Here is a 12,356-nt window from a genome sequence, read left to right on the forward strand (position 1 = left end):
CTCGCAATGCGAGGGCTTTTTTATATCAATCATCGAATTGAAATCAGCTTAAGAATGCGTGTCGTTTAAATTTGCCACTGTGTTGGAGACATTCTCGGCTCCAGAATAGATTTCATCCATTACTTCAGAGACACTGGCGATTTTTTCATTACCTTCAACAGCAATATGACTGACTGCATTCATCATTTCAGTGACTTCTGCCAGTTGTGTGCGGTTTTTGCCTACCACATTCTCAATTTCATGGGTGGAATCCCCAGTTCGAGACGCTAATTGCCTTACTTCATCAGCAACCACGGCAAAGCCTCGGCCATATTCCCCTGCACGTGCAGCCTCAATCGCCGCATTTAACGCCAGCAGATTGGTCTGTTCTGCAATGTTCTTGATGGTTGATACCATCGCTTCAATATTTTCTGAACTGGCATTTAATCCAGAAACCTTCTCGACTGTTTGACTCATGCTATCCGTCACGCGTTGCGATATCGCCACGGATTGCTGCAGCATTTTAGCACCATCTTGGGCTATCTGAGCGGTTTCAACTGAGGTGGTATAAGCCACTTCAGCTGCTTGAGTCACCGCGAGGTTTTTCCGTACTCGCTCGGTAATATCAGAGGCAAACTTCACCACTCGACTTACCTGACCTTTCTCGTCTAAAACAGGGTTATAGGTTGCTTCAATCCAAACTTCTTCACCATGTTTACCGCGACGTAAAAAACGCCCTGCTTTAAACTGCCCTTTACGCAAATCATCCCAAAAGGTTGGGTTTTCCTGATAAAACTGTTCAAAACAGAAAATTTGGTGGTGCTTCCCTTTAACTTCACTCACATTGCTATAACCAAGAAGGCTTAGAAAGTTAGGATTGGCATGCGTGATCGTACCTGATGGGTCAAATTCAATAACCGCCAACGATTTATCCAACGCACCTAATAGGGCTTGGTTTTGCTGGTCGTTTTCAAATAACGTAGTAATGTCTGACGCAATTTTGGCAACGCTGGTGACCCTGCCTTGAGCATCCATAATTGGGAAATAGGTTGCTTCTAATACCACAGTATGTCCAGACTTAGTAATCCGGTGAAACTTACCTTCTTGCGGTTCGCCTCGAGCCAGAGCTTGCCAAAACGATTGGTAGCGTGAAGAGTTAACTAATGATTTATCACATAAAATCTGATGATGTTGACCAATGAGCTCTTGCTTTGAATAACCCACTACGTTTAAAAATAACGCATTGGCATCCACAATTTCGCCAGCAACAGTAAATTCTATCCAAGGGACAAACTTAGACACTGACCGATAGATATTGTCGGCATGGGAAGACACAGCCTCTTTGATGGGTTTGCGCTTAAAAAACATTAGGTTCTCCAAGTAAACACCTGATAACGTCGATGCAAAGCTTCTCCTCACACCGTGTAATCAATAAGTTACTTATATAAATATATTAATTAATACCTAATGGGTATGATTGATAGTATTTTTCATTAGCGCAACTTAAATTAGACATTTTGTACCATTTAGTGGCTAATAAGCCACCAAATAGAGACATAGTTCACATTTAGCTTAACCTTGCACGGTCATGGGGAGCATCTAAATCAAGCTCTGGGCCATTCGGAACCACTTGAGTGGGGTTAATCATAGTATGGCTAAAGTAATAGTGACGTTTTATGTGGTAGAAGTCCGTCGTCTCTTTTACACCAGGGTATTGATATAACTCTTTCAGGTAATTGTGCAGGTTAGGATAATCAGCAATGCGCTTTTTATTACATTTAAAATGGCCAACATAAACCGCATCAAACCGCACCAAGGTAGTAAATAGGCGCCAATCAGCCTCTGTAAGCTGCGTTCCAGCCAAATAGCGATTCACGCTTAAGTGATGTTCTACTTTATCTAACGCTGCAAAAAGGGATTCATAGGCATCATCATATGCATCTTGCGTCGTCGCAAAACCACAGCGATACACACCGTTATTAATATTGGGATAAATGAAATCATTCCACTCGTCAACCACACTACGAAGCGCCGCAGGGTAATAGTCATCGTGATTACCCGTCACATCATTGAATGCACTGTTAAACATACGAATAATCTCTGATGATTCGTTGCTTACAATAGTGTGCGTCTTTTTATCCCACAAGACTGGCACCGTGACACGTCCGGTGTAGTCCGCTTTAGCTTCCGTATAAATTTGATGCATTTTCGTGTGACCAAATAGAGGTTCGGGAATACCGAACTTCCAACCATCTTGCATCATATCAGGACAGACAATCGTCACATCAATGTGTTCTTGTAACTGTTTTAGTTCACGAAAGATCAAAGTACGATGTGCCCATGGACAAGCCAAGGAAACATACAGGTGATAGCGACCCGATTCTGGAGCAAACTGAGCATCGGGTTTGTTTTCAATCCAACCACGAAAGCCTGCGTCTTCACGAACAAATTTACCGCCGGTACTTTTTGTGTCGTACCATTGATCGTGCCAAACGCCTTCTACTAATCTGCCCATAATCGACCTCACTTTCTCTTTGTTCTCAGTTTATGACTCCATTATAAGAAAGCGAAATAAAGCCAAAACCCTTAGATCTTGGCTTACTTATTCAAAAATTTTGAACAGGCATAAAAAAAGCGCGACCCAAAAGGAGCCGCGCTTAAGCCCGTCACAGGCTGAATTTAAGCGTCAACATGCAGACAAGAAACGCTGTGAGAGTCGTTACCTTTGATCTGCGGTTTTGTTTTCGCACATTCTTCCGTCGCCTGAGGACAGCGTGTGCGGAAGACACAACCTGACGGCGGACTGATTGGAGAAGGAAGATCACCTTCTAACATTTGAATGGTTTTATTGCGTTCTAAGCGTGGGTCTGGGATTGGTACAGCCGACATCAACGCTTTCGTATATGGATGCAACGGATTAGCAAATAGCTCATCAGAGGTACCCAATTCCACGGCATTGCCCAAATACATCACCAATACGCGATCTGAAATGTGTTTAACCACAGACAAATCGTGCGCGATGAACACTAAGCTTAGACCCAGCTCTTGTTGCAATTCTTTCAACAAGTTCACCACCTGCGCTTGAATCGATACGTCCAACGCCGATACCGGTTCATCACAGATGATCATTTTTGGTTTCAGAATCAATGCACGAGCTATACCAATACGTTGACACTGACCACCAGAAAATTCGTGTGGGTAACGGTTGATCACGTTAGGCAATAAACCAACGCGATCCATCATTTCTTTAACCCGTAACTTAACTTCCTGTTTTGAAAGCTCTGGGTAGAACGTTTGTAGTGGCTCAGCAATGATGTCACCGACGGTCATACGAGGGTTAAGAGATGCCAGCGGATCTTGGAAGATCATCTGGATTTCTTTGCGCGTATTACGACGTTGAACATCTTTCATACGAGTAAGGTCTTGGCCTAACCAAACAACTTCACCCGCGGTAGATTCAACCAAACCGATAATGGCACGAGCAAATGTCGATTTGCCACAACCAGACTCACCGACTACACCCAGTGTTTCACCTTCATATAAACGTACATCAACGCCATCAACCGCTTTTAGCTGAGAAGGTTTGCTCCATGGCCATGCAGATTTTGCTGCAATGCTAAAGTGAACTTTTAGATCTTTGATATCTAGAATGACTTTCTTATCGCTCATTTTTTCCAAGCCTCCCAGTCAGAAAAACACGCACGTTGGCGACCATCACCGAACGGAGTCAGGATTGGCGCTTCACGTTTACAACGGTCCATTACACGGTGACAACGTTCTTGGTAAGGACAACCTTGAGGCAAACGCAACAAGTTTGGCGGGTTACCAGGAATAGTCGGTAGTACTTCACCTTCAGAATCTAAGCGAGGAATCGCTTTTAACAGACCTTCTGCATATGGGTGACTTGGTTGATAGAAGATTTCATCAACTGAGCCATATTCCATGGTACGACCGGCATACATCACAAGTACTTTGTCACAAGAACCTGCAACCACACCAAGATCGTGCGTAATCATAATAATCGCAGTATTGAACTCAGTTTTAAGTTCATTAAGCAGATCCATAATCTGTGCTTGCACAGTTACATCCAACGCGGTGGTTGGCTCATCGGCAATCAACAGTTTTGGACGACACAACAGTGCCATTGCAATCATTACACGTTGACGCATACCGCCCGAAAATTCGTGCGGATACATGGTAATACGCTTGCGCGCTTCTGGGATTTTTACCGCTTCTAACATACGAACAGACTCTTCAAAAGCTTCTGAACGCCCCATACCTTTGTGAAGCATTAACACTTCCATCAACTGCTCGCTGACTTTCATGTACGGGTTAAGCGATGTCATTGGGTCTTGGAAAATCATAGCAATCTGCTGCGAACGAACTTTATTTAGCTCCTTCTCAGGCAGGTTAAGAATTTCGTTACCTTCAAATTTTGCGCTACCTGAAATGATGCCGTTTTTTGCCAACAGCCCCATGATAGCGAATACCGTTTGGGATTTACCTGAACCAGATTCACCCACGATACCTAACGTCTCACCTTGATTAAGTGAGAAGTTCAAATCGTTAACTGCAGTGACGATACCATCTTGTGTGGTAAATTCGACACGCAGATCTTTTACGTCCAACAAGCTCATCATTGCTTCCTTAATCTATTGTCTTTTTATTTTATTATCTGTCTTTAGGGTCAAGTGCGTCACGTAGACCATCACCGACGTAGTTAAAGCAGAACAGTGTTAGAACCATAAATAGAGCTGGGAAGATAAGTTGCCAAATTGCGACTTCCATTGTGCTTGCGCCGTCTTGCAGCAAAGCACCCCAACTTGTCATTGGCTCTTGTACACCCAGACCAAGGAAAGATAAGAATGATTCGGTCAGAATCATACTCGGAATCAGTAGGGTTGAGTAAACCGCTACTATACCTAATACGTTTGGTACGATGTGACGCGTGATAATTTTCCAATTACTTACACCACATACGTGTGCCGCTTCGATAAATTCTTTACTACGCAAGCTTAGAGTCTGACCACGAACAATACGTGCCATATCCAGCCACGCGATTGCACCAATTGCGACAAAGATTAAGTAAATATCACGGCCAAAGAATGTTACTAGTACGATCACTAGGAACATAAATGGAATCGCATACAGGATTTCCAACACACGCATCATAATGCGGTCAACTTTACCGCCAATGAAGCCTGATGCAGCACCGTAAAGTGTCCCGATAATCACCGCGACTAACGCGCCCATGATACCGACCATCAGCGAGATACGGCCACCAATCAAAGTACGCACAAACAGGTCACGACCTAAGGAGTCGGTGCCAAATAAATGCTCCATCGATGGCGCAGCATGTATCGCATACCAATCAGTATCATCAAATGCATACTGAGAGAACATTGGCAGGATAATCACTGCTAATGTAATTAAAACCAGGATAAACAAGCTGACCATTGCCGCTTTGTTGCGCATAAAACGAATACGCGCATCCTGCCATAAACTGCGACCTTCAATTTCTAAGTTTTCAGAGAATTTCTCGATCGCTTCAACATTTTCTTTTTTCGTCAACATAGCTCTCGACTCTCTTAGTAGCGAATTTTCGGATCAATGTACGCCAATAGGATATCAACAATGGCATTAAACAAAATAAACAAGAAACCGATAAGAATCGTTACGCCCATTACCAGTGAATAGTCGCGGTTAAAGGCTGCATTCACAAACAATTTACCGATACCAGGTAGACCAAAAATGGTCTCTACCACTACCGAACCTGTTATGATACCAACGAACGCCGGTCCCATATAAGAAACAACTGGGAGTAACGCTGGGCGCAGAGCATGTTTTAATACGATGTAGCCGTAGCTTAATCCTTTTGCACGTGCAGTACGGATAAAGTTACTGTTCATGGTTTCAATCATTGAACCACGGGTAATACGAGCAAACGTTGCTACATACATAAGTGACATCGCCAATACTGGCAACGCCATATATTTAAAGGAACCATCGATCCAACCACCAGCGGGAAACCAGTGTAGATTAATGGAGAAGAAATAAATCAGAAGTGGAGCGAGCACAAAGGAGGGCAAGACCACCCCAATCATCGCAATGGACATAATCGAGTAATCCATCCATGTATTCTGCCTTAAGGCCGCTATTGTTCCGATTGCAATACCCACAATCACAGTAAAGATAAAGGCTACAAAGCCAACTTTTGCTGATACAGGTAGAGCCGAACTAACCAGTTCATTCACCGAATAGTCTTTGTATTTAAATGAAGGTCCAAAGTCACCTTTAAGGACGATGTTCGTCAAATATGTAAAATATTGTTCAGAAATAGGTTTATCTAAGCCATATTTCGCATTGATATTTTGCATAACTTCTGGAGGTAATGGGCGCTCTGAAGAAAACGGATTACCGGGTGCAAAACGCATAAGGAAAAAAGAGATTGTAATCAAAACCAACATAGTTGGAATTGCTTCTACAATTCTTTTGAAAATGAATTTAAGCATAAACTCACTCTTTCAGTCTGTGACATAAAAATAAATCGAATGGTGGTATACAAGGCGTATACCACCTATAGATCATTAAAAAATATTATTTTGCTTTTATATACATATCTTTTGAGTACAAGTTATCAGCCGCATTATGCATAGGATAACCCCCGACGTGAGTAGAAACTAGTCGAGTTTTAACATACTGATAAATCGGTGCAATCGGCATATCTTTTGCTAGGATTTCTTCAGCCTTAGTATAAAGCTTACTACGCTCTTCTTCTGAAGTCGTAGTCAATGCTTTAGCCATTGTTGCATCGTACTCTTTGCTCTTATAACGCTGATCGTTAGACGCGTTATTAGATTGCATCAAAGATAAGAAAGTTGACGCTTCGTTGTAGTCACCATTCCAACCTGCGCGAGTAACGTCATAGTTCCCATCACGACGAGTATCTAGGAAGGTTTTCCACTCTTGGTTTTCAAGCTCAACGTGAACACCCAATGATTTTTTCCACATTGACTGGATAGCCGTTGCAATTTTTTTGTGGTTTTCATTGGTGTTGTAAAGCAAAGTGAAACTCAGAGGATGATTCGCATCAAACCCAGCTTTTTTCAGTAACTCTTTTGCTTTCTCCACACGTTCTTTCTGTGTCCATTTAGCATAAGCTGGCAATTTAGGATGGAAACCCGCTGTGATTTCAGGAGTCAGTGTGTATGCTGGTTTTTGGCCTTGGCCAAGAATGATATTGGAGATGATGTTGCGGTCGATTGCGTAAGAAAGCGCCTTACGAACATTCGCGTTATCAAATGGTTTCTTCTGGGTATTGAAGCCGTAGTAGTAAGTGGCTAGGTTACCAACAACCTTCAGCTCTTGAGGGTGTTCTTTTTTCAAACGACGATATTGTTCTAGCGGTACGTCATCTGTAAAGTCTAATTCACCTGACAAGAACCGGTTCATTTCTGCAACTTGGTTTTCAATAGGTAAGAAGGTTACCTTATTGAGTACCGTATGCTTGTTGTCCCAGTAATTTTTATTGCGCACAAGTACCATACGTTCGTTGACAACCCACTTGCTTAAAGTAAATGCACCGTTACCAACAAAATGTTCTGGTTTAGTCCACTCTTCGCCCCATTTTTCAACTGCTTTTTTGTAAACGGGCTCCATCGTAGTATGGGCCATCATTTTTACAAAATACGGGACAGATTCTGTCAGGCTTACTTGCAACGTATAATCGTCTAGCGCTTTCACACCGAGAGTCGATTTGTCTTTTTTGCCCGCGATGATCGCCGCTGCATTTTTCATGGTAGTCATCTCGATGTACCATGAATATGGTGAAGCTGTCACAGGATCAACAGCGCGCTTCCAAGAATATACAAAATCGTGTGCAGTAACAGGAGCACCATTTGACCACTTAGCATCATGTCTAAGATGGAACACGAAAGTTTTGTTGTCTTTAGTTTCCCAAGATTTAGCAACTCCAGGAACGATATTTCCGTAGTCATCTTCAGTGACGAGGCCTTCATATAAGTCTCGTGCAACAGCAGAACCAGGAACACCTTCTATTTTCGCTGGATCGATTGAAGCGACCTCAGCGCCATTACCTCGTACAAGTTCTTGTACTTTAGCTAATTTAGTACCAGCAGGAACATCTGCTGCTAGAGACGAGAAAGAAGCAGTCGCCACTGCAAGACCCGCACTTAAGATCAGTGCTTGGGTGATTTTGTTTTTATACATGCATAAACTCCAAGTTTTAATTCTGCATCCATGACATCTCTATAGAGTTTCTAGAACGGCTAGTGTGTACAAGGTTGATGCTCACAGATAGTCAACGCTTCTACCCCTACGGAGATTTCGGCACACATTATCAATCATCGGCGTAATTTACCATAACAAATGGAGCTTATTTACTGCACAGTTATTAGTTTAATCAATAACTGTTTGGCTCTTTCGTCTACGCAAATTACTGAAAAAGTAATATAAATCAATGAAATTACCTGAGAAATCAATGTGCTAAAAATTCGACATCGCCATTATTCCAAATGAGCATGTCAAAATTTTGCAAAGAATTTATCACTTGATGTGCTGCACGTCTAATGAATTATGATATTTAATGAAGAATAACCATGCATTTTGTAAAATTTGTCACCGCCTGCACTGTGTTGGTTCACGAATGATTGAATAAATGCACAAGTTTTGAATAAAAAAGCATCATGAACATATAAAGGTGGACAACATTCAATATTATTGAACACATTTACATTCATCGCAAAGCCCCGTACTTACTAAGTTCAGAGCCCATAAATAGCTACTTTATATGAATTATCATGCTAATATTATGCCTACTAACAATAATATTTATTAATTAAGGCAAAACTTGTTCAATGCATTAGAGGCCGTTTTTTAGCATTTTATTTTTTAACCTAGTCAGACCGCTGATGAAATAATAAGCAATTTATTTATTATTGATACTTTTTAGCGATTAGTTTGAATACTCAATATTTCAATATTAATAATGAAAACGATATGTTTAGCCGCTGTTTTAATCAATTGCCCGTTTCATCCACCCTATCCTCATTAACTTAAAAGTTACAACGTGATTAATTTTTGGCAACAACCGGAGTGAGTGCCGCTTTAAATACAAATTGGGAACGTGCCCAAAAATCAATATTTTTCGTCTTTTTTTCTTCATTTCACTTAAGATGATCACGTTTTCAACAATCTCAATACTCAAACCTGATGAGACCACTTCAGCTCGGTTTAGCGCTGATTTACACTGCGCTAAACAATTAATGAGGATGACGAAAATGAGTCGAGTATGGGTAACAGGTGATGCAGTCGTAGATTTGATCCCTGATGACGACAAACGTTATTTAAAATGCCCTGGTGGCGCTCCAGCTAACGTAGCTGTAGCCATTGCACGTTTATCTGGTGACAGTGCTTTTTTTGGTCGAGTTGGCAACGACCCTTTTGGACAATTTTTACGTACCACACTTGAACAAGAAAACGTAAATTGTCATTCCTTAGTTTTGGATCCTATTCATCGCACATCGACTGTCGTCGTTGATCTTGATGATAGTGGTGAACGCAGTTTTACGTTTATGGTAAAACCAAGTGCCGACCAATTCTTCTCTACATCAGACATTCCTGCTTTCGCGCAAGGCGAGTGGTTACACTGTTGCTCCATCGCGCTAGCTAATGAGCCTAGCCGCGGTGCGACGTTTGCAGCGATTGAACAGATGAAATCGCAAGGCGGTTTTATCAGTTTTGACCCTAACTTACGTGAAGAAGTCTGGGCAGAACCTGATTTGCTAATCGACACCGTAATGAAAGTGGTTAAACTTGCGGATGTAGTAAAATTCTCAGAAGAAGAGCTGCTTCTTCTTACCGGCACTCACACACTTGAGCAAGGCATTGCCGCATTAACGCCATTCAATATTCCTGTTGTCATCATTACTCAGGGCTCTTTGGGTGCCTTGGTGATTAATCAGCATCAACAGACACTCGTACCAAGTCATAAAGTCTCTCCCGTAGATACCACCGGTGCAGGCGACGCCTTTGTCGGCGGATTGTTAAGCCAGTTGGCGAAATTGGACAATTGGCGTGACGAAGATGCTCTTATTGAAGCGGTACGTCTAGCGAATGGTTGTGGGGCATTAGCCACCACACAAAAAGGCGCAATGACTGCCTTACCAGACAGCGCAACCTTAGCGACCTTCGTCAATCAATAATTGCTTTCCTTAACGCCTATCTAGCACAAATATCAAAGCCGCTGATACTCTCATGAGTATTAGCGGCTTTTTCTTGATGACAAATGATCACTCTCCCCTACTCGGTTATCGATCGGTTTCTCCCGATAAAACACACCACAAAAATTACCTGGAAAACCTTTATTGACGCAGCTCACAAAGCGATTTATTTCGTGATACAGCTTGTATTTCTCATTATTTTTAGGGAACGTTCCCTAAAATTTAGGTATAGTCCACCTCAAAGCTAGCCTGCTAACGGATTTAACGAGTAGAACCATCGCTTGTAAGCCGTTCGTGCAAGGCTAATATCCGGCATTGTTGAATTATTTATTGGGAACGTTTGCAGACCAATCCAATACGAGATTCATCCTTATCGGAGCAATAATAAATGAAAACAAAAGTACTGACTCTAGCAGTGGCTGCCGCCCTACTCCCTACAACTTCAGCTTGGGCAGCACCAACCATTAGTGATTTAGAAGCGAGAATCAATGATCTAGAATCACGATTAACAACTAACGAGCAACAAACCCAGCAAGCAGAATCAAGTGCCTCTGCATTTGAATTCCATGGGTATGCACGTTCTGGTTTATTAATGAACGAACATCGCACTGGCGCAACAGACACTGGTCCTTACATGACAGCGGCTGGCGACTTGGGCGCTCCAGTGGGTCGTTTAGGTTTAGAAGACACCAACTACCTTGAAGCGAACTTGATCCACAACCGTAAACTGGATAATGGTTCAAGTGCCTTTTTCAAAATCATGCTAGCGGATGGCGTTGAAACCAGTAACGATTGGACAGCCGATGACAGTGATTTAAACGTTCGTCAAGTGTACGCCCAGTTCTCTAATCTACCTACTTTTACTGGTGCATTTGAAAATTCTACGGTTTGGGCAGGTAAACGTTTTGACCGTGATAACTTCGATATCCACTTCCTTGATTCTGATATCGTTTTCCTAGCAGGTACCGGTGCAGGTATCTATGACGTACAAATGTCTGATGACTGGAAAGCTAACTTCTCTATTTACGGCCGCGATTTTGGCTCAGTAGAAAGTGCGGGAACAGATGTTGAAAACTACGTGGCGACCATGAACAACCATATTGGTCAATGGCAAGTTATGTTCAGTGCGATGGATTCCAAAGACAACGAAGACGTAACTGATGATTCAACGGCAACTCACCGTGCGAAACACGGTCTACATGCCCTATTAGCCTACCATGCGGACAGTTTTTATGGCTTACAAGATGGTTGGTCTAAATCCGGCGTGTTAATCGGTTCTGGCCTAGGCGCGCAACTGAAAGCGATTGGTTCAGATGGTAACCTAAACGACGACGCAAAAGCTGTACGTGCGTTCACGTTCGGTGTGAAAGACATCAACAAGACTTGGAGTGTTGCACCAGCCCTAATGGCGGAATACAGCCAAGACCGTATTAAAGACAACGATGAGTTCAAATGGGGTACGTTTAACGTTCGCGTTTCGCAAACCTTTACTGAAAACTTTGAAATGGTGTACGAAGGTTCATACCAATACATGGATCTTGATAACTCAGTAAGCTCTGCGAAAGGTAGCTACTATAAAGCCACTATTTCACCAACACTGAAACTCGATACGGCTGCTGGCTTCTTTGAACGTCCAGAATTGCGCTTCGCAGTCAGCTATGTTGACTGGAGTTCAGATTTAGACAACTACTCAGTCAGCACCGCAACTGGCGCATCAACTATGGGTAATGGTGGTGAAACCTTGTTTGCTCTACAAATGGAAACTTGGTTCTAACTCCCTTCACCGACAATAAGCGGCAAGCCTAGCGCTTGCCGTTTCTGCTTTTTCTTTTTGCCTGCACTAAGTTACGGTTACCCCCTGCGTAGTAGGCTTGTTTAGCTCGTGATCTCACGGGCTTTTTTTTGCCCTACTTTCTTGTCCCACAAAGCCTCTATCAACACTTGTAGCTTCTATCAATACTTTTCTACATGCTAACTCTATCCCTTTCAACGTCATTGGACGCCGAAATAGGCTGGTTGATTCACTCCCAATGGGCGAGTGTTCGTCGTTCCTAACCTGTGTAACTGATTTTCAACGCAGAATAACTCTATCTTCAAATCTCTGCCTTGCTTAGCGGTGAATACATTCACGCTGAG

General features: G+C 42.5%; 9 protein-coding genes. 2 read left to right on the plus strand and 7 right to left on the minus strand.

What is annotated here, in order from left to right; all coding sequences use genetic code 11:
* Positions 1-48: 48 nt before the first annotated feature.
* The 7 genes from I1A42_RS25195 to I1A42_RS09690 all read right to left on the minus strand — a co-directional run bounded on the left by I1A42_RS25195 (position 49) and on the right by I1A42_RS09690 (position 8,208).
* Positions 49-1,347 carry a methyl-accepting chemotaxis protein gene (locus tag I1A42_RS25195; RefSeq protein ID WP_196123342.1) on the minus strand — a complete coding sequence of 433 codons (1,299 nt, stop codon included), beginning with the start codon at positions 1,345-1,347 and terminating at the stop codon, positions 49-51.
* 199 nt (positions 1,348-1,546) lie between these two features.
* Positions 1,547-2,494: a glutathione S-transferase family protein gene (locus I1A42_RS09665; protein ID WP_196123343.1), complete on the minus strand. Its 948-nt coding sequence runs from the start codon at positions 2,492-2,494 to the stop codon at positions 1,547-1,549.
* A 164-nt stretch (positions 2,495-2,658) separates the two neighbouring features.
* A complete protein-coding gene (oppF, locus tag I1A42_RS09670; protein ID WP_329604815.1) occupies positions 2,659-3,648 on the minus strand; it encodes a murein tripeptide/oligopeptide ABC transporter ATP binding protein OppF in 990 nt (329 codons plus the stop codon).
* A complete protein-coding gene (gene oppD / locus I1A42_RS09675) occupies positions 3,645-4,616 on the minus strand; it encodes an ABC transporter ATP-binding protein (protein WP_196123818.1) in 972 nt (323 codons plus the stop codon). The genes oppF and oppD overlap by 4 nt, the downstream gene beginning before the upstream one ends.
* Positions 4,617-4,650: 34 nt before the next feature.
* Positions 4,651-5,553: an oligopeptide ABC transporter permease OppC gene (gene oppC / locus I1A42_RS09680; RefSeq protein WP_196123345.1), complete on the minus strand. Its 903-nt coding sequence runs from the start codon at positions 5,551-5,553 to the stop codon at positions 4,651-4,653.
* A gap of 14 nt (positions 5,554-5,567) precedes the next feature.
* Positions 5,568-6,491 (minus strand): oligopeptide ABC transporter permease OppB, encoded by a 924-nt coding sequence (gene oppB / locus I1A42_RS09685; RefSeq protein ID WP_196123346.1) that lies wholly within the window; start codon positions 6,489-6,491, stop codon positions 5,568-5,570.
* A gap of 85 nt (positions 6,492-6,576) precedes the next feature.
* Positions 6,577-8,208: an ABC transporter substrate-binding protein gene (locus tag I1A42_RS09690; RefSeq protein ID WP_196123347.1), complete on the minus strand. Its 1,632-nt coding sequence runs from the start codon at positions 8,206-8,208 to the stop codon at positions 6,577-6,579.
* Positions 8,209-9,278: 1,070 nt separating this feature from the next.
* Between I1A42_RS09690 and I1A42_RS09695 the strand changes: the two genes are divergently transcribed.
* Positions 9,279-10,202, plus strand: coding sequence for an aminoimidazole riboside kinase (locus I1A42_RS09695; RefSeq protein WP_196123348.1), 924 nt, complete (start codon positions 9,279-9,281; stop codon positions 10,200-10,202).
* A gap of 406 nt (positions 10,203-10,608) precedes the next feature.
* On the plus strand, positions 10,609-11,994 hold the full coding sequence (locus I1A42_RS09700) for a carbohydrate porin (protein WP_196123349.1): 1,386 nt from the start codon (positions 10,609-10,611) through the stop codon (positions 11,992-11,994).
* The last annotated feature ends 362 nt before the right edge of the window (positions 11,995-12,356 follow it).

It is taken from the genome of Vibrio nitrifigilis (assembly GCF_015686695.1).
Taxonomy (GTDB): Bacteria; Pseudomonadota; Gammaproteobacteria; order Enterobacterales; family Vibrionaceae; genus Vibrio; species Vibrio nitrifigilis.

Excerpts from the sequence above, each read along its gene's own strand:
- I1A42_RS25195 (WP_196123342.1), bottom strand. The coding sequence starts at position 1,347 with ATGTTTTTTAAGCGCAAACCCATCAAAGAGGCTGTGTCTTCCCATGCC.
- I1A42_RS09665 (WP_196123343.1), bottom strand. The coding sequence starts at position 2,494 with ATGGGCAGATTAGTAGAAGGCGTTTGGCACGATCAATGGTACGACACA.
- oppF (WP_329604815.1), bottom strand. The coding sequence starts at position 3,648 with ATGAGCGATAAGAAAGTCATTCTAGATATCAAAGATCTAAAAGTTCAC.
- oppD (WP_196123818.1), bottom strand. The coding sequence starts at position 4,616 with ATGAGCTTGTTGGACGTAAAAGATCTGCGTGTCGAATTTACCACACAA.
- oppC (WP_196123345.1), bottom strand. The coding sequence starts at position 5,553 with ATGTTGACGAAAAAAGAAAATGTTGAAGCGATCGAGAAATTCTCTGAA.
- oppB (WP_196123346.1), bottom strand. The coding sequence starts at position 6,491 with ATGCTTAAATTCATTTTCAAAAGAATTGTAGAAGCAATTCCAACTATG.
- I1A42_RS09690 (WP_196123347.1), bottom strand. The coding sequence starts at position 8,208 with ATGTATAAAAACAAAATCACCCAAGCACTGATCTTAAGTGCGGGTCTT.
- I1A42_RS09695 (WP_196123348.1), top strand. The coding sequence starts at position 9,279 with ATGAGTCGAGTATGGGTAACAGGTGATGCAGTCGTAGATTTGATCCCT.
- I1A42_RS09700 (WP_196123349.1), top strand. The coding sequence starts at position 10,609 with ATGAAAACAAAAGTACTGACTCTAGCAGTGGCTGCCGCCCTACTCCCT.